Source organism: Acinetobacter sp. GXMZU3951, from assembly GCF_054457875.1.
In genome coordinates this window covers 139,290-160,003 of sequence record NZ_JBTLFO010000009.1, presented here as the reverse complement: position 1 = coordinate 160,003, position 20,714 = coordinate 139,290, and the positions used below count along the sequence as shown (strand labels likewise).

At 43.4% G+C, this 20,714-nt stretch carries 18 protein-coding genes and 1 rRNA gene; 12 read left to right on the top strand and 7 right to left on the bottom strand.

Going from position 1 to position 20,714, the window contains the following annotated elements:
- From rrf to ACX17N_RS13985, 4 genes are all read left to right on the top strand, one after another.
- Positions 1-88: ribosomal RNA gene (gene rrf / locus ACX17N_RS14000) — 5S ribosomal RNA — on the top strand; the annotation flags it as partial.
- A gap of 215 nt (positions 89-303) precedes the next feature.
- Complete coding sequence (locus ACX17N_RS13995) at positions 304-684, top strand: SpoIIAA family protein (protein WP_458893180.1); 381 nt, start codon at positions 304-306, stop codon at positions 682-684.
- Positions 685-807: 123 nt separating this feature from the next.
- Positions 808-1,638, top strand: coding sequence for a class I SAM-dependent methyltransferase (locus ACX17N_RS13990; protein ID WP_458893179.1), 831 nt, complete (start codon positions 808-810; stop codon positions 1,636-1,638).
- 151 nt (positions 1,639-1,789) lie between these two features.
- On the top strand, positions 1,790-2,101 hold the full coding sequence (locus ACX17N_RS13985; RefSeq protein WP_458893178.1) for an ankyrin repeat domain-containing protein: 312 nt from the start codon (positions 1,790-1,792) through the stop codon (positions 2,099-2,101).
- A 64-nt stretch (positions 2,102-2,165) separates the two neighbouring features.
- Here the strand turns inward: ACX17N_RS13985 and ACX17N_RS13980 are convergent, their stop codons facing one another.
- Together ACX17N_RS13980 and ACX17N_RS13975 are read right to left on the bottom strand one after the other, a co-directional pair.
- Positions 2,166-2,651: a lytic transglycosylase domain-containing protein gene (locus ACX17N_RS13980; protein WP_458893177.1), complete on the bottom strand. Its 486-nt coding sequence runs from the start codon at positions 2,649-2,651 to the stop codon at positions 2,166-2,168.
- A gap of 529 nt (positions 2,652-3,180) precedes the next feature.
- Positions 3,181-3,858 carry a TIGR04219 family outer membrane beta-barrel protein gene (locus ACX17N_RS13975; protein ID WP_458893176.1) on the bottom strand — a complete coding sequence of 226 codons (678 nt, stop codon included), beginning with the start codon at positions 3,856-3,858 and terminating at the stop codon, positions 3,181-3,183.
- A gap of 784 nt (positions 3,859-4,642) precedes the next feature.
- On the opposite strand from ACX17N_RS13975, the gene ACX17N_RS13970 reads away from it, so the two are divergent.
- The 3 genes from ACX17N_RS13970 (at position 4,643) to zupT (ending at position 7,174) form a co-directional block, all read left to right on the top strand.
- The gene (locus tag ACX17N_RS13970; protein ID WP_458893175.1) at positions 4,643-6,121 is read left to right on the top strand and encodes a sodium-dependent transporter; all 1,479 of its coding nucleotides are present in this window, start codon (positions 4,643-4,645) and stop codon (positions 6,119-6,121) included.
- A 10-nt stretch (positions 6,122-6,131) separates the two neighbouring features.
- Positions 6,132-6,275 carry a methionine/alanine import family NSS transporter small subunit gene (locus ACX17N_RS13965; protein WP_067725673.1) on the top strand — a complete coding sequence of 48 codons (144 nt, stop codon included), beginning with the start codon at positions 6,132-6,134 and terminating at the stop codon, positions 6,273-6,275.
- Positions 6,276-6,364: 89 nt separating this feature from the next.
- The gene (zupT, locus tag ACX17N_RS13960) at positions 6,365-7,174 is read left to right on the top strand and encodes a zinc transporter ZupT (protein WP_458893174.1); all 810 of its coding nucleotides are present in this window, start codon (positions 6,365-6,367) and stop codon (positions 7,172-7,174) included.
- Between the two features lie 48 nt (positions 7,175-7,222).
- Here zupT and rsmB read toward each other — a convergent pair whose 3' ends face one another.
- Positions 7,223-8,530 (bottom strand): 16S rRNA (cytosine(967)-C(5))-methyltransferase RsmB, encoded by a 1,308-nt coding sequence (gene rsmB, locus ACX17N_RS13955; RefSeq protein ID WP_458893173.1) that lies wholly within the window; start codon positions 8,528-8,530, stop codon positions 7,223-7,225.
- Positions 8,530-9,489: a methionyl-tRNA formyltransferase gene (fmt, locus tag ACX17N_RS13950; RefSeq protein WP_458893172.1), complete on the bottom strand. Its 960-nt coding sequence runs from the start codon at positions 9,487-9,489 to the stop codon at positions 8,530-8,532. The genes rsmB and fmt overlap by 1 nt, the downstream gene beginning before the upstream one ends.
- A gap of 415 nt (positions 9,490-9,904) precedes the next feature.
- On the opposite strand from fmt, the gene ilvD (ACX17N_RS13945) reads away from it, so the two are divergent.
- The 5 genes from ilvD (ACX17N_RS13945) to ACX17N_RS13925 all read left to right on the top strand — a co-directional run bounded on the left by ilvD (ACX17N_RS13945) (position 9,905) and on the right by ACX17N_RS13925 (position 16,783).
- Positions 9,905-11,734 carry a dihydroxy-acid dehydratase gene (gene ilvD, locus ACX17N_RS13945; RefSeq protein WP_458893171.1) on the top strand — a complete coding sequence of 610 codons (1,830 nt, stop codon included), beginning with the start codon at positions 9,905-9,907 and terminating at the stop codon, positions 11,732-11,734.
- Positions 11,735-12,076: 342 nt separating this feature from the next.
- The gene (gene ilvD, locus ACX17N_RS13940) at positions 12,077-13,762 is read left to right on the top strand and encodes a dihydroxy-acid dehydratase (protein ID WP_458893170.1); all 1,686 of its coding nucleotides are present in this window, start codon (positions 12,077-12,079) and stop codon (positions 13,760-13,762) included.
- A 150-nt stretch (positions 13,763-13,912) separates the two neighbouring features.
- Entirely contained in the window at positions 13,913-15,250 is a 1,338-nt protein-coding gene (locus tag ACX17N_RS13935) for a hypothetical protein (RefSeq protein WP_458893169.1), read from the top strand.
- Positions 15,231-15,518 (top strand): chorismate mutase, encoded by a 288-nt coding sequence (locus ACX17N_RS13930; RefSeq protein ID WP_458893168.1) that lies wholly within the window; start codon positions 15,231-15,233, stop codon positions 15,516-15,518. Before ACX17N_RS13935 ends, ACX17N_RS13930 begins: the two co-directional genes overlap by 20 nt.
- Positions 15,519-15,634: 116 nt before the next feature.
- Positions 15,635-16,783, top strand: a complete 1,149-nt coding sequence (locus ACX17N_RS13925; protein WP_458893167.1) for a DUF1624 domain-containing protein — start codon at positions 15,635-15,637, stop codon at positions 16,781-16,783.
- Positions 16,784-16,848: 65 nt separating this feature from the next.
- Here ACX17N_RS13925 and ACX17N_RS13920 read toward each other — a convergent pair whose 3' ends face one another.
- The 3 genes from ACX17N_RS13920 to ileS are packed head-to-tail and all read right to left on the bottom strand — an operon-like array spanning position 16,849 to position 20,705.
- Positions 16,849-17,331: an FKBP-type peptidyl-prolyl cis-trans isomerase gene (locus ACX17N_RS13920; protein ID WP_458893166.1), complete on the bottom strand. Its 483-nt coding sequence runs from the start codon at positions 17,329-17,331 to the stop codon at positions 16,849-16,851.
- Entirely contained in the window at positions 17,324-17,866 is a 543-nt protein-coding gene (gene lspA / locus ACX17N_RS13915; RefSeq protein ID WP_458893165.1) for a signal peptidase II, read from the bottom strand. The genes ACX17N_RS13920 and lspA overlap by 8 nt, the downstream gene beginning before the upstream one ends.
- Entirely contained in the window at positions 17,859-20,705 is a 2,847-nt protein-coding gene (gene ileS, locus ACX17N_RS13910; RefSeq protein WP_458893164.1) for an isoleucine--tRNA ligase, read from the bottom strand. Before ileS ends, lspA begins: the two co-directional genes overlap by 8 nt.
- Positions 20,706-20,714: the final 9 nt, after the last annotated feature.

Below are 20,714 nucleotides of genomic sequence, written 5' to 3'. Positions count from 1 at the left end.
CCTGATCCCTTCCCGAACTCAGAAGTGAAACCTCTTAGCGCTGATGGTAGTGTGGGGTTACCCATGTGAGAGTAAGTCATCGCCAGCTCATTAATTCTAAACACCCCCTGTCAAAACAGGGGGTGTTTTTTTATATGCGGAATAAAATTTAAATAACTAAAATACAGAATTAAAACCCGTTGTAACTAGAATAACTCCATAAAAAGACGGAAAAAGAGCAAAATTAATGAGTAAAAGGCTTCACTATCTTATTTTCTATATTTTTCATGCTGTATTAGGACATATTAGAACGAGGTGGTTGCTATGAGTAAAGAGCATCACGGAATTACGATAGCTATTGAGACTATCGATTCAGAGTCAATTTGGGTATTCAAAGTTACTGGAAAGTTAACCCATCATGATTATGAGCAAATTATTCCTGCTTTGGAGTCTAGCCTTAAAGATATCAATTCTGAACATATCAAAATGCTAGTTGATATAACTGATTTTTCAGGATGGGAACCACGAGCAGTTTGGGATGATTTTAAGCTGGGTTTAAAAATTGGTTTTAACATAGATAAAGTTGCAATCTATGGTGATCAAAAATGGCAGGAATTGGCGGCTAAGATTGGAAATTGGTTTATCTCTGGTGAAATGACGTTTTTCGATGATTATCAATCTGCTCATAAGTGGTTATTAGATTGATATGATTGAATTTTTATTAAAATGATGAGACTGATCTTTTGAGCAAGATTGAGATTTTAAAAAAAGGCATGATTTAAATCAGTCGTGAAGAAAAGTGAACATTTTGATGAGGAGGTCTCATCGATGAAATCAGATGTCAATAATGTCATTCAGACACATTATACTCGTATTAATTTGGGTGAGATTATATTAGCTGCACTCGAAAAAGCAGGAAAAGATGTTTACTGTCTAACACCTGAGGATTTAGCCCCGATTGATGAATTTCATATTCGTGGAAGAGTTGCAACACTCGAATTAGCACGAGCAGTCGGGCTTGAAAAAAGCATGCATGTCCTTGATGTTGGTAGTGGTATTGGCGGAACGTCACGTTGTTTAGCTGAAGCTTTTGGCTGTCATGTTACAGGTATCGATTTGATAGAAGAATACTGTCAGGCTGCCGAGATGCTTTCTGCCCGAACCAACCTTCAGCATCTTGTCGATTTTCGTCAAGGTGATGCAACTGTACTGCCATTTGCTGATCAAACCTTTGATGTTGTTTGGACTGAACATGTAGCGATGAACATTCCAGATAAGGCGCAGCTCTATAAAGAAATGTACAGAGTACTAAAGTCAGGTGGGACACTTGCGATTTATGATGTTCTTGCTGGTCCATCTGGGGAAGTGCTTTTTCCTGTACCTTGGGCAACAACACAAGAGAGTAGCTTTTTGGTTGAGCCTGCTGAACTTCGTCAACTCTTGGTTGATGCTGGATTTACGATTCAAGATTGGTCGGATAGCACAGATGCAGCCCGTAAATGGTTTGTGACACTTGCTGACAAGATTAAAAATGAAGGTTTAGCACCTCTTGGATTTCATCTTTTACTTGGACCAGAATTTCAAGTGATGGCACAAAATCAGCGGCGAAATCTTGAAGAGGGGAGAATTATTCTTGCACAAGTGATCGCAAAGAAATAGGTACTATCGAAGACAAGTTTAGGGTTGCTAGGCATATTGGCGGTGAGCTTATTTTTAACCTTAGAAATTGATTCAATTTCCCTGTAGAACAGACATGAAATTTAGGTTCTAATTGTGATCTGAGAGCTACAATAAATAACGGTTATATCCTATGAAACTTAACTCTTTCTCACCGATCCCTGAAGATGATGAAGAACTTCATCTCCCAGAGCTTGTGTATTGGGCGTCTTTAGGTGATGCCGATCAAGTGCAACAATTATTACTCGATGGTGCTGATCCGAATCAAGCTGATGAAGATGGCTATAGTGCACTGCAAGCTGCAGCGGAGAATGATCATTTGGAGGTAGTGAAATTATTGGTCAGCAAAGGGGCGAGAATCGACTACCGATCCGAATATACTGCGCTTGAACTTGCAGAAATGGCTGAAAATAAAGCCATAATCGAGTATTTAAAAAGTTTATAAATGAAGAATTTTGAAAATAAGCCCAATTTCAAATTGGGCTTATAATCTTTAATAAAGATTAAATTTATAGTGATCCTTTTAATTTTTCTTCGTGTTGTTTGACTTGTTTGGCGTATTTTTTGCCCTGGCGGCGCATCTTCCAGCTTGATTCGTAACCAGTTGGCCCTACGTTATAGTAGGCAAGGGCTTTCTTCCAGCTTCCTGCAGATTGATTATATTTCGCCAAAATGTAAGTGCCACAATTAATATTACTGGCTTCTTCAAATAAATCTCCAGGACACACTTGTTGCCAATATGTCGGCATGACCTGCGTTAATCCGACTGCGCCAGCTGGTGAAATTGCATAGTTACGGTAACTTGATTCTTGTCGAATCATCGCGGCAATCAGTAAAGGATCGACCTGATATTGATCGGCACTTTGCACAATCATCGGTGCCACACGATTTGCTGTTGTTGAGTCGATAGCGTATGCCTTTTGAATGCCTGAAGATAGCTTGCCTGCACGCTTTTCAACAGAATTTCCCCCCAAACTAGAGCATCCGACCAGCATTAAAAGGCTGCAAGATAAAATGCCAACTTTAATTTCCGAATATCTTGTTAGGGCAGTGGTGTGTGTGAAGCTTTGTGAGCGTGACAAAATATTTTCCAGATTTAATTCAAATGATAAGGATGTTAGGCAGTGCCATATACTGCGTCAATATGAATTATTTTAATGAATTACAGCATTATGTAATTGATATGAGATGACTTGAGCTTGATGAATTTTACATAGCGCGCTTTGTGCAAGAAAGAAAAGCCCCGTCATCCTGACAGGGATTTCTATATGCGGTGTTAGTCATCAACTGCTGTCAATTACGACGCTTCCTGCGATTTTTATGTTTATTTCATGAGACGTCCTGTCTCTGTATTTTTTCATTTTAATCCATTGATCATGCTGATAATAGCTGAAAATCGCCAGAGTTATTGTAAGTAAAAGCTTACATGGCACGATCATTTGGGTGTGAGCTTGGGATAAATGTAATCGCCCAAAAAAAAAGCTGAATGTGCAACATTCAGCTGTTTCTTCGTTATTTTGGTGATTAGAAGTGCGCATCTAAACCAATATATGGACCTTTAAATTCAAGTTTGATGTCGCTATGGTCATAGTCATCTAAATCAACAGTAAAAATACGGTAACCTGCTTTAAGCCCGACATCGACCAACATCGTGTCAATAAAGTTGTATTGGATTTCAGCCAAAGCATCGGTTAATTGTGCATCATCAAAATTGCTATAGGTTAATTCTGCCTTAGCACTTAAACCCGTCCAAGGAAATTTGCCACCTACTGTACCGTAAAGAATAGGATAGGTTTCATCAATATTCGTACGTTTACTTAAACTGTTGATATGACCATTTAAGGTTGTTGCACCTGCACCGATATCAAGGTCGACCACATTATCTAAAATTTCGTAATAGAGAATGAAGTCAGCATGATCAAGATCGAGATCATAAGCATTATTTTTGGTTTGCGTATCCAAATTGACATAGCGAATTTTGGCATTTGGAATAATTGGTACAGGATGTTCAAAAGCCACTGAGAATTGCACCGCGCCATCATTGTCTAATTTCTCTTCTGTACCAGGCACAGAATTGGTCATTTCAGCATGACCATCATAAGCCCAATAACTTACATCACCTTTGAGTGCGATTAAATCGGCTTGTGCTAAGCCACTTAATCCTAGGCCTAATGTCAATAATCCTGCTTGTACTGCTTTCATACTTTTATCCTAAATTGTGTTGTGTCTTGGTGTTAGAAAAGTTTTAAAAAATAGTCTTTCAGTTGTATTTCAGAGCATCATATAGCGATGTGATCCAAGATGCAGTAGTCAAAATGCTATTTTGCGTAAAGGAACAGATGGATGGTTCTTCAATTTGAGAAGTAAAATAAGTTTTAATATAAAAATCAGAAGTTTGTCGCAAAATAAATTCTGTGAGTCTAGAGATGAAGCCCGATTAAAATGATCTGAAGAGGAGAGGCTGAGTGGCGGATCCGCTCAATTTTAATGGTATGCATTGCTGAATAGTTGCAAAAGCGGAAACAACACAATCATTTCTTGAAAACTGGGCTGAGTGGATAAATGGCTACACAAAGCAGATTCACTTGGGATAAGAAATAGTGGAAAAAATAGGAGAATTTTCTCGTTTTTTAAAGTTCTTGCTTTTTTTACTTTGTTAACCTATTTTAAAAAATAGATCACTTGAAGAGCTATATTTTGATCAATTGATTAAAAATATAATATAAAAGCATGATCTTTCATCCAGAAATTACAGCAAAAAATAACAAAAGTGGGTATTGTTCAATTATTAAGAGGTGAAAAAAATCCAGAAGACTTTAACCAAGATTTTGTGTGCATTTCATCTGTTTGCAATTTAGAACGAGACACTCAAAAGGTGGAAGCTAAATCAAACAACAAAAAGATTTTTGAATGGTGTTTTTTTGCTTGCCATATTAATCCGTATAACAAGCAGCAATAAAAATACCCCAAGGTTTAGGTGTGTTTCATGGCAGATTCTCGTGAAAACTGGACGTCACGATCTGGTTTTATTATTGCAGCCGTAGGTTCGGCTGTTGGTTTAGGTAATATTTGGCGCTTTCCTTACGTTGCGTATGAAAATGGCGGCGGTGCGTTTCTTATTCCTTATTTACTTGCATTGATTACTGCAGGTCTACCGTTATTATTCTTAGACTATGCCGTTGGGCATCGTAGCAACAATTCTCCACCAAAAGCCTATCGCTCTCTGTTCAAGGGCGGTGAGACCTTAGGCTGGTGGCAAGTATGCGTGTGTATCATTATTGGCTTGTACTATGCCAGTGTACTGACTTGGGCGGGAAGTTATGTATATTTCTCGATTGGTCAGGCATGGGGTAATGATCCTGAAAGCTTCTTCTTCAATACTTATTTACAAACCACGAAGGCGACTGGCTTAGATTTACAATTTGTGAGTCATTTGTTCTGGCCAATCGTTGGGATTTGGGCGCTTACGCTCATCATCTTGTTTGGTGGTGTGAAGAAAGGGGTAGAGCTGTCTAACAAAATCTTTATGCCTTTGTTATTCGTTCTGTTCACTTTCTTAGTGGTTCAAGCTTTACGTTTACCAGGTGCAGCACAAGGTTTAAATGCTTTCTTTACTCCTAACTGGTCTGCAATGATGGACTATAAGGTTTGGTTAGCTGCCTATGGCCATACCTTCTTCTCGCTTTCAGTCGGTTTCGGTATTATGGTGACGTATTCATCATATTTAAAACCAAAAACCAACTTAACGGGTTCAGGTTTAATCGTTGGCTTTGCTAATGCTTCAACAGAAATCTTGGCGGGTATTGGTATTTTCGCGGCATTGGGCTTTATGGCACATGCAGCAGGTACTGATGTTAAAGATGTGGTCAGTGGTGGTATTGGTCTGGCATTTATTGCTTTCCCGAAAATTATTTCGAGCTTAGGTGCTGGTGCAGATTTATTTGGTTTCTTATTCTTCTCGTCACTGTTTGTAGCGGGTATTTCATCAATGGTGAGTATTTTGGAAGTTCCAATTGCTGCCATGCAAGACAAGTTGAAATGGAGCCGTTCTAAAGCCGTAACTATTGTTGGTGGCGGTAGTGCATTAGTTTCAATCTTCTTATTCTCTAGCGTAAATGCCATTAAATTGGTTGATATTATTGACCACTTTATCAATAACATCGGCATTATCGGCGGTGCTTTAGCTTCAATTATCAGTGTTGCATGGTTTAAGCGTTCTGCATTGATTGAGTTACGTGATCATGTAAACCGCATTTCAACCATTCAATTAGGTAAAGGCTGGGCATTTACATTAACGGTCATTACAACCTTCATCTTAACGACTACACTAGGATTAACCCTAATTAACTTAGTGAAGAATGGTTACGACACTTATAGCATGAGCTTGCAAGGTGTATTTGGATGGGGCAGTGTGATTTTCTGTGCTGTAGTTGCAGTTGTACTCAGCAAAATGAAAGACCGCTAGGAGAAGCAAAATGAATACTTCAGCTATCGTAATGATGATTATTTCAATGGTATTTCTCTGGGGCGGATTGGCGTTGTCGATTCTACATTTGATGAAAAACCCAGAAGAACTAGATGAAGTGTTGGAAGAAGTGAAAGACCAGCACACCTTGTAAATAAATTGTTTCAGTAAATACTGAGCATATGCAAATGAAAGCCATTATCATTTAAGATAGTGGCTTTCTTATTTTTAGAGCATGACGGTATGGATCCTCTCTTGCCGTATCAGGTGTGGATCGCCTTTGGCGTGACTTTTCTTGCGGGACTGGCAACGGTTTTGGGAGGTGCACTGGTTTTGTTCTTTAAAAAACCCAGTTATCGTATTCTCTCTTTTGGTTTGGCATTTTCTGCTGGGGCGATGATTTATGTGTCCTTGACCGAAATTCTAAACAAATCCATCCATTCCTTTACTCAAGCCTTTGATGACAAAACGGGCTATGCTTTAGGGACTTTATCCTTATTGCTCGGTGTCATTCTGGTCCTGATTTTAGATCGTTGTATTCCTAATCCGCATGAAACCATCGAAGAACAAAGTGCGCATGGCATTAACCAGCAACAATTATTACGGACGGGATTACTGACGTTATTTGCCATTACGGCACATAATTTTCCCGAAGGCTTGGCCACATTTTTCGCAACTCTGGAAAGTCCTGCATTGGGAGCACCGCTTGCTGTGGCCATAGGAATTCATAATATTCCGGAAGGGATTGCGATTGCTTTGCCTGTCTACATGGCAACACAGAAAAAAAGCTCGGCCTTAATCGCGAGTTTTGTTTCCGGTTTAGCTGAACCTTTAGGAGCGATGATCGGTTATTTTATTTTGGCACCGTATTTGAGTTTCAGTGTTTATGGGGCGGTATTTGGCCTGATTGGCGGGGTGATGGTGTATTTGGCATTGGATGAATTGCTACCAACGGCGAAAAAATATGCACGGGGGCATGAAACCGTCTATGGTTTGGTTACCGGGATGGCATGTTTAGCGCTGAGTTTAGTGCTGTTTAAGTTTTTGAGTTAATGCAGTAATAAGGAAACAGAAGACTGAGCTTCTGTTTCCTTGTCTGGTTTAGGCAGTTTTTTCGATTAAGCAATAATAAAAACCATCGCCATGCCCTATTTGTGGGAACAATTGGCGACCATGAATCTGCTCAATCCCCCAATCGGCATTAATTTTAATTTCTTTAGCATCCGTATGTTTGGCAAAGAAATCGACCATTTGCTGTTCATTTTCTGCTTTTAAAATTGAACAGGTAATGTAGAGCAATGTGCCGCCCACTTTGAGTTGTTGCCACATATTTTCAAGAATCTGCTTTTGTAACTCAACGGTTTGGGCAATATCACTCGATTGACGTAGTAAACGAATATCGGGATGACGACGGATCACGCCAATGGCGGAACAAGGGGCATCGAGGACGATACAATCGGCAAGTTCAGGCGATGTCCATTTCACAGCATCGGCGGTAATAATTTCTACAGGCTCTTCGCTTAAAGCCAAACGTTCTAAGTTTTCAGCGACACGTTTTAAGCGTTTTTCATCTTGGTCGAGGGCGATCAGTTTTTTCGGCTGATATTTCTCTAAAATATGTGCTGTTTTGCCCCCAGGTGCTGCACAGGCATCAATCACAAATTTGCCATTTAAGTCGGGCAACAAGGTTGCACAGAGTTGCGCATGTTCATCTTGTACTGAAAAACCGCCCGCTTCAAAACCAGGAAGGCTAGGCACATGAATACTCTCATCGAGCACAATACCGACATTAGAAAGTTCACATGCATGTGCTTCAATGCCTTCATCTTCTAAGATTTCCAAATATTCGTCACGGCTGACCTGTAAGGTATTGACGCGTAAGGTTAGGGGGGCAACTTGTTTTAGCTCATAGCTGATTTCAGCCAGTTGATCCCCCCAGTCTTTTTTCAAACGTTTGGATAACCAGCTTGGCAAATTCGATGCTTGTTCTAAGACATCGTAGAACTGCTCTGTTTCTCGGGTTGCACGGCGCAAAATCGCATTGACCACACCACTTAAGCTTTCCATACCCAATTGTTTTGCTGCATCTACCGTTTCAGAAATCGCAGCGTGGGCGGCAACGCGAGTACACAGCAATTGGTATAGACCTACGTATAAACAGGTTTCAACCACTTGATTTTCTAATGGTTTAGACAGCAATGGTAAGGTCACCTGTTTCAGTGCATGCCATTGGCGTAAACAGCCAAGAACTAATTCATGGTACAAGGCACGGTCTTTGTCGGACACAATCGCCATGTGTTGTTGAAGCAGCGATGCCAGTGATTGACCATTTTGGACAGCCAATAACGTTTTAACAACCTGAGCACGTAAGTTTAAGGTCTTACCTGAGGCGTGGGGAGATTGTTTCATTATAAAATTTGTCCAATATTCAGTTTTTGGGTTTGTAAAATTTGTACAGCATTCAGTGGCTTGCCACCTGGCCATTGTAACGTTGTGAGTATGATGACGGTATGATTGGCACAGGCAACATGTACACCGTGTTTATCAATCGCAATAATTTCACCCACTTGGGTCTTGTCTGTCATTTCATCTGATAAGACGGAATTCCAGACTCTTAAGTTATTTTGCTCATCGAGTGCGATAAATGCCACGGGCCATGGGTTAAAAGCACGAATATTACGATCAATGCTTATCGCGTCTTGTGACCAATCAATTTGTGCTTCAGCTTTGCTGAGTTTATGTGCATACACCGTTAAGGCTTCATCCTGCACTTCACGCTCGGCTAAATATTGTTGTAAAGTCTGTTCCGACTGCAATACCGCCACAATCGCTTCAGCACCTTGGATGGCCAGTTTATCGTGCAGCGTCGCAGAGGTATCTGTGGCTTCGATTGGGCAATAGGTTTTGTACATCATGTCACCCGTATCTAAGCCCGCCGCCATTTTCATAATGGTCACCCCTGTTTCGGCATCGCCCGTAGCAATGGCACGTTGAATGGGTGCAGCACCCCGCCAGCGCGGTAACAGTGAGCCATGAATATTGAGACAGCCATATTTCGGGGTATCTAACACCACTTGTGGCAAGATCAGACCATAAGCAGCCACCACCATCACATCAGCATTTAACTCTTTGAGCTGCTGTTGTGCGGCTAAGCCTTCTTCAGTGGAGTATTTGAAGTGTAAAGGTTGATAGACAGGTAAATCATGTTCCAGCGCCAACTGTTTTACTGCAGATGCTGTGAGCTTTTGTCCACGACCTGCTTTGCGGTCGGGTTGGGTGTATACCGCAACAATTTCATGTTCTGTTTTGAGTAAAGCAGCCAAAGCACAAGCAGCAAATTCAGGTGTACCTGCAAAGATGATTTTCACACATCAAATTCCATAGAAAATTGCGCCTATTATATGCCAAAACCAGCACCAATCCGACTGAAGAACATCTGCTGTAACATTCCAATGGCTGCTGACCTGTTTTTTTCACAAGCCCGTGGAGGCCAAGCTAGATTTGAAAACTTTTAGTTATGCAAAATTAAAAAAATATTCATGAAAGTTTTGTATTTAATTTGCCTTGCGCAGTTTATAGTAGGCTCAGTAGAGTTTTCTTTGAGATCATTTGTCGAAATATAGCCGGTATTTTGTGATGCAGCAAAGTGAAAAGCTGGTTGTCTGTTAAACACTTAAGTATGATGTTGCCTATGTTTCGACTGATTCAAGATCAAATATCAGTCTTCTTTAGCCAGAGTGAATCGCAGATTCATATCAAGCACAAACTTTGTTGGAAACGCAAATGCCTGATTATCGTTCAAAAACATCAACACATGGAAGAAATATGGCTGGCGCACGTGGTTTATGGCGCGCGACAGGTATGAAAGATGAAGATTTTGGCAAACCGATTATTGCGGTGGTCAACTCTTTTACCCAATTCGTTCCGGGCCATGTGCATCTTAAAGATTTAGGGCAGTTGGTTGCGCGTGAAATTGAAGCTGCAGGTGGTGTGGCGAAAGAGTTCAATACCATTGCGGTCGATGACGGGATTGCGATGGGGCATGATGGCATGCTGTATTCATTGCCATCACGCGATTTGATTGCCGACTCAGTTGAATACATGGTCAATGCACACTGTGCCGATGCTATGGTCTGTATTTCGAACTGTGACAAAATTACCCCAGGGATGCTGATGGCATCTATGCGTCTGAATATTCCAGTGGTATTTGTGTCTGGCGGTCCAATGGAAGCGGGTAAAGTGAAAATCCGTGGCAATGAACATGCGATTGACTTGGTTGATGCCATGATTGTCGCGGCAGATGACAGCTTTACCGATGAAGAAGTGGCTGAATACGAACGTTCTGCATGTCCAACGTGTGGTTCATGTTCAGGCATGTTCACTGCGAACTCAATGAACTGTTTAACCGAAGCTTTGGGTCTTTCACTTCCAGGCAATGGTTCAACCTTAGCGACACATGCGAATCGTAAAAAATTATTTGAAAAAGCAGGTCAATTGATCGTTGAGATCACTAAACGCCATTACGAACAAAACGATTACAGCTTGTTACCACGTTCAATTGCCACCAAAGCAGCCTTTGAAAATGCCATGACCCTTGATATTTCTATGGGCGGTTCAACCAATACGGTTCTCCATTTGTTGGCGGCAGCGCATGAAGCTGAAGTCGACTTTACCATGACCGATATTGATCGTTTGTCACGTCAAGTACCTGTACTGTGTAAAGTTGCCCCTGCAAAGCAAGATGTACACATGGAAGATGTCCACCGTGCCGGTGGTATTATGTCGATTTTGGGTGAGTTGGACCGTGCGGGCTTGTTAGATACGACTGTACCTACTGTGCATGAAAAAACATTAAAAGATGCTTTGGATAAATGGGACATCATCCGCACTGAAGATGAAGAGGTTTATCAGTTCTTCCGTTCAGCACCTGGTGGTGTACCAACGCAAACGGCATTCTCACAAGATCGTTATTATTCACGTTTGGATGGCGACCGTAACAACGGTGTGATTCGTAATGCTGAACATGCGTTCTCTCAAGATGGTGGTTTAGCGGTGCTTTACGGCAACATCGCGTTGGATGGTTGTATTGTCAAAACCGCAGGTGTAGATGATTCCATCTTGAAATTCAACGGCACAGCCCGTGTTTTTGAAAGCCAAGATGCTGCGGTAGAAGCCATTTTAGGTGGAAAAATCACGGCAGGCGATGTCGTGGTGATTCGTTATGAAGGTCCACGTGGTGGTCCGGGCATGCAAGAAATGTTGTACCCAACCAGCTATTTAAAATCGAAAGGTTTGGGTAAAGACTGTGCCTTACTTACCGATGGTCGCTTCTCTGGTGGATCTTCTGGTCTTTCGATTGGTCACGTTTCACCAGAAGCCGCTGAAGGTGGTGCGATTGGTTTGGTTGAAGATGGCGATCGTATCGAAATTGATATTCCAAACCGTAGCATTCACTTGGCCGTGGATGAGGCAACCATGGCAGCGCGCCGTGAAGCACAAGAAGTCAAAGGTTGGCAGCCAGCGGAACCGCGTCCACGTAAAGTGTCTAAAGCCTTAAAAGCCTATGCAATGCATACCACCAGCGCATCCAAAGGTGCGGTTCGTGAAATTTAATTTGTAATGCTTTGACAGATTAAAAGGGCACTCCATTCGGGGTGCTTTTTTATGGGGGAATACAAATAGTACAGTCATATTTTTCTTTAAGATTGGCCCGATTAGAGCGTAGAAAACTAACAAAACACCTTTGTTTCCCCTGATATGGCATCCTGACCATACAGTGAAACAGCAAGATCTTTGTCGATTCATCCTATGAGCTGAGTTGGGTAGAAAACAAGAATAGCTGAATGGGATAGATCGCAGCTGACTTTCATGTGCCGTCTACTTTCTATACAATTTAAAAAACAGAAGAAATAATCCAGACTCGCACATACGCAGCCCATGCCAAGGACCAATATAATGAGTAAAAACAATATCTGCGAACATTCGGCCCCTGTTTATGCAGGCATTGAAAATGCACCGGCACGTTCCATGATGCGTGCCACAGGCTTTCAAGATGCCGATTTTGAGCGGCCTTTTATTGGGATCGCCTCGACTTGGGCCAATGTCACGCCGTGTAATATGCATATTGATGCTTTGGCTCGGGATGTAGAATCTGGCGTAAATACTGCAGGTGGCAAAGGCATTATTTTCAATACCATCACCATTTCAGATGGTATTTCCAATGGCACAGAGGGCATGAAATATTCCTTGCTGTCGCGGGAAATTATTGCAGATTCAATTGAAACCGTGGTTGGTTGCCAAGCCTATGATGCCGTGATTGCGATAGGTGGTTGTGATAAAAACATGCCGGGTTGCATTATGGGGATGGCGCGCTTAAACCGACCTGCAATTTTTATTTATGGCGGTACCATTCAGCCCGGTGCAGGGCATACCGATATGATTTCGGTATTTGAAGCGGTGGGACAATATGCCAAAGGTGAGATCAATGCGATACAAGTGAAACAGATTGAGGAAGTGGCGTTGCCTGGTCCAGGCTCGTGTGGTGGTATGTATACCGCCAATTCTATGGCTTCTGCCATTGAAGCCTTGGGGATGAGCTTACCAGGCTCTTCTGCGCAGGACGCAATTTCAGCCGATAAGCAGCAAGACTGTCTACGGGCAGGTGCCGCCGTGATGAATCTGCTGAAGTTGGACATTAAACCGCGTGACATTATGACCAAAGCGGCCTTTGAAAATGCAATTAAAGTTTTAATTGCGTTGGGCGGTTCAACCAATGGGGTGCTACATTTAATTGCCATGGCACATTCAGCAGGAGTTGAATTGAGCTTGGATGATTTTGTGCGGATTGGTGCAGAGATTCCAGTCGTTGCAGATGTGCGTCCTTCGGGCAAATACCTGATGTCGGAACTGATTGCCATTGGTGGGATTCAGCCTTTGATGAAACGTATGCTCGATGCCGGCATGCTGGATGGCAGCTGTTTAACCGTCACGGGTAAAACCTTGGCAGAAAATCTGGCGGAGGTTGAGGACTATCCAGAAGGGCAGCAGATTATCCTGCCGTTTACTGCTCCGATTAAAAAGGACTCGCATTTGGTCATTTTGAAAGGCAATTTGTCGCCCACAGGGGCTGTGGCTAAAATCACGGGGAAAGAAGGGCTGTATTTTGAAGGTCCTGCCCGGGTATTTGAAGGTGAAATTAGGGCCATGCGCGGTATTCTGGATGGTGAAGTCCAAGCTGGTGAAGTGGTGGTGATTCGAGGAGTTGGCCCCAAAGGGGGACCCGGCATGCCGGAGATGCTGAAACCGACTTCGGCCATTATTGGCAAAGGGCTGGGCAGTTCCGTTGCACTGATTACCGATGGACGCTTTTCTGGCGGCAGTCACGGCTTTGTGATTGGACATGTCACGCCAGAAGCTTATGAAGGAGGACCGATTGGCTTGGTACAAAATGGCGACCGGATTTCGATTAATGCGGAAACCCGAGAAATGACCTGGCATGTCTCGGAACAAGAAAGAGCTGCACGGCAAAACCGCTGGGTCAAGCCAAAACCGAATTATACCCACGGTGCACTGGCGAAGTTTGCTAAACTCACCACTGGGGCTGAAAAGGGTGCAGTAACCGATTTAAATTTGGAACTGTAGCCTGTCGGGAAGGATTGAATATTTAGTCTTGAATTATGCTACGTTTTGCTTGAGACTTATTGTATTTTAAGACTTTCTGTTCACTGTACTGGTTATTTTTCTGCGAACTGGAAACCCTTTCATTCGCTATTTCTAGATTAGAGGCAACTCATGTCACTGTTACGCCGTTGGTTCGATCCGATCCGATCGAGATGGTTTTATCAAAAGCCAACTCGTCAAGAGGTGTTGCCTACGGAGCATGGTTTAAACATTCATTTACGTTTAGATGATGTGTATAGTTATTTGGCTGTGCAGCAGTTGCCGCAACTTGAAGAAATCCTGAGTGATGAACTTAAACCGCTGAAAGTGATTATTTCCAGCCGCACGCCTGAACCTCCCAATCATATGTCAGCGCAGGAATGGCAGCAGTACTGTTTGAATGATGCGCAGATCTTATCCAAGCAGCATCGTTTTAGTTTCCATGACACGCCTGAACAGCCCTCACAAGAAGCGATTGCTCAGGCCGAAACCATTCTCAGAAATACCCCCTTGCAAGGGCAGGATTTCCTGTATTTGCTGGAAGATGTCTTCCATATGCTCTGGCAAAAGCAGTATGGCAAGTTGCGCACTTTGTATGCCATGGCGAGCAAACATCATCAGGAACAGCATTTCCCAGAACGGGTGTTTAATGATGAGGCGGTACTGGCCAGTTATTTTGAATTCTCGGACCGTAAATATCATGCCGTGGATGATCTGCTGCGTTTAACTCGTCGGTTAAAGCGACAAAAACTGCTGACCGGCAATCCGATCTTCTTGATCAATCATATTGAATGGCGTGAGCATTTAATTAGTGATGCTGAAGAACTGAATGAGATTCAGGCCCTTGATCCTGAGCTGGATTTGTATATAGCCTTAGAAGACCCAATTTCATGGCTGTTGCTGGCCTATATTAAAGAAGAATTGGCGGCTTACTATAATATTCAGTTGACGGTTTATCCGCTCAGTTATCATGGACGTGACTGGTTTGACTGGAGTCTGGCGACGCGCTTGTCTCAACGTACCGAAGTGGCGTTTACCCCGTTCTGCCGTCCGACCAAAGAGTCGACCTATGCCATGGCCCAGTTGTATTACAGTGTGCCTGAAGAACAGCGGATTGAGAGCATGCACCGCATTTTGCAAGCGGTGTGGACGCAAGGGAAGGACTTGTCCTTTAAGGCACATTTTCAGGAATTACAGCATGAATTGGGCATCCTGCAATTGAGTCAGGATGACATTCAAGCCAAACTCAAAGAAAATGATGTGCTGTGTGAAATGAAGTCGCAGCCCGATTTCCCCGTACTCGATTTACGGATTGATGGGCAAAGTTATACCTTTAATAGTCTATATCGGGTCTGGATGATTGAAAGTATTTTCAGTAATGTGTTAGAAGAACAATATAAACTAGAAAATGAAGCGGAAAACTCCAGCTTAACACCAGAAGATCAAACCAATGCAGAAAGAGAAATGTGAGTCACTCGAGCAAGTTCGAGACAAAATTGATGTGATTGATCAGCACCTGATTGAATTAATTACCACCCGACAGTTTTATGTTGATCAGGCAGTTCGTTTTAAACGCACAGAACATGAGGTTCAGTCGCCTGAACGCGTTGAACAGGTGATTGCCAAAGTCCGTCAGCAGGCGGAACAGAAGGGCACCGATCCTGACCTCATCGAACAGATCTATCGGGAAATGATTCAGCATTTTATTCGCCGCGAACTCAAAGAAATTCGTCCATAAACTGTATGTTTATTTAGCCCATCTACAACCTGCGGACTCAGCCGTGGTTGAGGTTTCTTTTGAGTTCAAAACTGCATAGAATATGTAATATTATAACATATCTATTGTATCTCATTATGTCTGCACTTTCTCAACGCCTCCAGGCGATTGATGCACTGCGCGGTCTGGTCATTTTAATTATGATGGTAGACCATGTCCGTGAAACCTTTTATTTGCATCATCAAGTTTCCGACCCCATGAACATTGCACAGACTGAAACCAGTCTGTTCTTGAGTCGCCTGTTGGCGCATCTGTGTGCCCCAATATTTGTGATTCTGACGGGATTATCGGCCTATTTATATCAAGCCAAGCACAACAGTCTGCGGATGACCCGTGAATTTTTATTGAAGCGAGGACTATTTCTGGTGGTGCTGGAACTGCTGGTCATTAACTTTGCTTGGACAGGGCAGTTCCCTCCACAAGTGATTTATTTGCAAGTCATTTGGGCCATTGGGATCAGTATGATCGCCTTGGCGGTATTGATTGGACTGCCACAGAAAATCCTCTGGCTGATTGCGGGATTGATTATTTTTGCGCATAACCTGCTGGATCAAATCGCATTAGCCCAGATTTCAATTTTGCAGCCATTTTGGCTGATCTTGCATGAGCGTGGCTGGATTGAGATTGGCGAGGTGATTAAACTGCGCACCTCTTATCCTGTATTGCCTTGGATCGGTGTGATTGTGCTGGGCTATAGTCTGGGGCAGGCTTTATTTCAGCCGAGTATCACCGAACAGCAACGCAACAAACGTTTATTGGGATTTGCCTGCGGCAGTCTAGTGTTGTTTTTTATTTTACGTAGTCTCAATGTTTATGGTGATACGGCTTGGCAGGTGTTCCCAACACCGCTACAAACGCTGATGAGTTTTTTTAACCTGACCAAATATCCACCTTCTTTATTGTTTATTTTATGGAATGTTGGCGTCGGGCTGTTGTTATTGCTGGCTTTGGCAAAAGTACAGCATCGGGCATGGGTACGTCCCCTGATTATTTTTGGCTCAGTGCCAATGTTCTTTTATATTGTGCATTTATTGCTGTTAAAGCTGCTTTATCTTGGGGCTGTATCGCTATGGGGAAGCAATCAGGGCCATTATTTTGGTGTAAATCAGGTATCCACCCTTTGGTGGATCGCGATTATCCTGTCCATAGGGCTTTATCCATTGATGCGCTGGTTTTCCAAATTTAAGCATCAAAACAAGCAGATTGCGCTGTTAAAATATCTTTAGTTTTTCCGTATGAAATAAAAAACCCTTCATGTGTGAAGGGTTTTTTGGATTGTAAAAGCGAGCTTTTACATGAATTTCACGCCTTGCTGACCCGCAGGAGTGACTTTGAAGATTTCCACTTCAAAGGTAATATTTTTGCCCGCCAATGGATGATTAAAATCCACTTCGGTAATGTCATCCGCGACGGATTTCACCACGCCGTACAGGCTTTGTTTGGCCTTGTCTTCAAACTCGATCATGTGCCCTTCAACTGGACGCTGCTCAAATTTCACCGTGTCAAACTTCTGTACGTTTTCAGGGTTCCATGGGCCAAAAGCATCTTCTGGCGGCAGGCTGACAGTACGGCGGTCACCCGCGCGTAGACCAAACAGGGCTTTTTCAAAACCTGGCAGTAAACTGCCATCACCCATCACCAAGCTGACCGGTTCATCTCGGCTACGGGTATTGTCAATTTCTACACCATTTTCAATGGCGACTGAAAAATGAAGATCAACCTTTGAACCTTGTTCAATCCGAGTTTCTTCATTGGGATTCATAATTTCATTCATGATGTTGCGCATCCGCACGTTGAATTCGATGTTTTTCTAAGAAAAACGTATCTATAAGCAACAGAATGGTTCCGAGGGTAATGGCACTGTCGGCAATATTAAAGGCAGGGAAGTGACTATTGTTGTAATAGACATGAATAAAATCGACCACATAACCCAAGGTCACGCGATCAATCAGATTCCCTACAGCACCACCTAAAATCAGCGCAATCGCCATCGGTAAAATAGTGAGGTGTTTCGGCATACGCATGAGCCAAAACACAAAAATCACCGAAACCAATCCTGCAAGTGAGGTAAAGAAATAACGTTGCCAGCCGCCAGCATCGGACAAGAAACTAAAGGCTGCGCCATAGTTATGCAGTAAAGTCCAATTTAAAAAAGGCAGCACAGGTACCGGATCTGCATAATTCAAATGTGTTGAGGCAATCCACTTGGTCCATTGATCTAACACAATGGCCAAAATAGATAACCCCACCCACAGCAAATTGTGTGGGTAGAATTGAAACAGGCCCGCTTTCTGTTGTGGATTAGGCATATTTTCTCTCTTCGCCTTGACCAGTAGGGAGGTTAATAATACAACGCGCACATAGACCAGGATGTTCGTGATGTGTATTCACATCAGGAAGCACATGCCAGCAGCGCGCACATTTTTCACCTTCCGCAGCAGACACTTTCACCTGTAAACCGTCTAGATCAGATGCCTGACCTTGAGCCGCGTCAAAGGCATGTACCTGTACTTGTGAGGTAATCAGAACAAAACGCAGTTCATCACCTAAACGATCTAACACAGTTTTCAGTTCTTGATTGGCCCAAAGCTCGACTTTGGCAGACAAATTCGAACCCACCAGTTTTTCGTTACGTGCAACTTCAATATGCTTATTCACGGCAGACTTGACGGCAATCAGCGTTTGCCAGTCGGCTTCAGACAACAAGTTTGCTGTCGATGCCACAGGAATGTCATACCACTCTGACGTGAACACGTATTTCTCAGTTTGTTCTGGAATGAGTGGCCATGCTTCTTGCGCGGTAAAGCTCAAGATTGGTGACATCCAACGCACAAAGGCTTGTACTAAGTGATACAACGCGGTTTGCGCTGAATGACGTGCTTGTGAATCCGCTTTGGTGGTGTACTGACGGTCTTTGATGATGTCGAGGTAGAAACCACCCAAGTCGTTAATACAGAAGTTGGTCAAGGCATTGGTGACGATATGGAAGTTCATATCTTCATAGGCCTGTTGAATGGTTTTCTGTACATCAGCGGCACGTTGCAAGATGTATTGATCGAGCGCAATCAATTGATCTACAGCTAAGGCGTCTGTTGATGGTTTGAAACCATTCAAGTTCGCCAATAAGAAACGTAGCGTGTTACGAATACGACGGTAACCGTCTGAAGCACGGCTAAAGATTTCTTTACCCGCCGTCATTTCATAGCGGTAATCGGCTGAGGCAATCCAGAAGCGTAAGCCGTCGGCACCCATATCTTTAATGATATCTTGCGGGGTAATGATGTTGCCCAAAGATTTTGACATCTTGCGGCCTTTTTCATCGACCACGAAACCATGCGTCAATAAGCCTTTGTATGGGGCACGTTGATTGATGGCTACCGAAGTCAATAAGGACGACTGGAACCAGCCACGGTGCTGGTCTGAACCTTCAAGGTACAAATCGGCTGGATCGGTCAGTTCTTCACGCTCACGCAGCACGGCATAGTGCGTTGTGCCTGAGTCGAACCAAACGTCTAAGGTGTCTCGTACGCAGTTGTACTGTTCAGCCTCGTCACCAATAAAGTCTTTGGCTTCACGGTTGTACCACGCGTCAATGCCTTCTTGCTCAATCAGGGTCGCCACTTCTTCAATGAGTTCTGCCGTACGCGGGTGTAGCTCATTGGTATCTTTATGCACGAAGAACGGGATTGGCACACCCCAAGTACGTTGACGCGAGATACACCAGTCTGGACGACCTTCGATCATGGCTTGAATACGGTTTTTACCCCAATCTGGGACGAAACTGATTTCGTTTTCAATCGCGTTCAAGGCACCTTGGCGTAAGCCTTTGGCATCCATGCTGATGAACCACTGCGGGGTCGCACGGAAAATAATTGGTGTTTTGTGGCGCCAACAATGTGGATAGCTATGTTTGATAGGCTTATGTGCCCACAATTTACCTGCATCGCCTAAAGCGGCAATGATTTGCGGGTTGGCTTTATAAATATGTTCGCCCGAAAAAATTGGAGAGCTTGGCAAGTAAACGCCATTGCCACCAACTGGGTTGTCGATGCTGAGGTTATAAGTCAAGCCGACTTTATAGTCGTCGACACCGTGTGCAGGTGCGGTATGGACTGCCCCTGTACCGCTGTCGGCAGTCACGTGCTCACCTAAAATCACGGGCACTTGGCGCTCAGCAATCAGGGGATGTTGCAAGCTTAAATGCTCAAGCTTGCTACCTGTGAACTCAGCCAAAACTTCAACGCTATTAAAACCATAACGTTCAGTTGCTGACTCTACTAAGTTTTTCGCCAAGATAAAGTTTTGTGGCTCTTTTTCTTCGCCACGTGCTTTCACCAACTGATACTCAAGTTCGGCATGTAAAGCCACCGCTTGGTTGGCAGGTAAGGTCCAAGGCGTTGTGGTCCAGATCACGATGTCGGTACGCTCGGTAACCGCTACACCTAAACGTGCAGCAAGATCGGCTAAATCGACAACGCTAAAGCCAACATCAATCGCGTCTGATTTTTTGTCTTCATATTCCACTTCGGCTTCAGCGAGTGCTGAACCACAGTCTAAACACCAGTTCACAGGTTTCAGACCCGGTTCAATATGACCCGCTTTGGCAATAGCACCTAAAGAACGCACGATGTCTGCTTCTTGCTTGAAGTTCATGGTGAGGTACGGATTGTCCCAATCCCCAAACACTCCCATGCGGACAAAGTCTTTCTTTTGCAGTTCAACTTGAGTGTAAGCATATTCACGACACGCTTTACGGAACGTTGAGGCATCGACTTTGACGCCGACTTTACCGACTTTTTCTTCGACTTTCAGTTCAATAGGCAGGCCGTGGCAGTCCCAACCTGGTACGTATGGCGCATCGAAACCATCGAGGACACGACTTTTAATAATAATGTCTTTGAGTACTTTGTTGACGGCATGGCCTAAGTGAATCTGACCGTTCGCATACGGAGGACCATCATGCAGCACATATTTTTTCTTGCCAATACGCGATGCACGAATCTGCTGATAAATGTTGTCGGCATACCACTCTTCTAACCATTTAGCTTCACGTACTGCAAGGTTTGCTTTCATTGCAAATTCAGTACCTGGGAGGTTTAGTGTGGCTTTATAATCCACTGCATTTTCAGGAGTTTGCTTATCGCTCATGCAAGATTT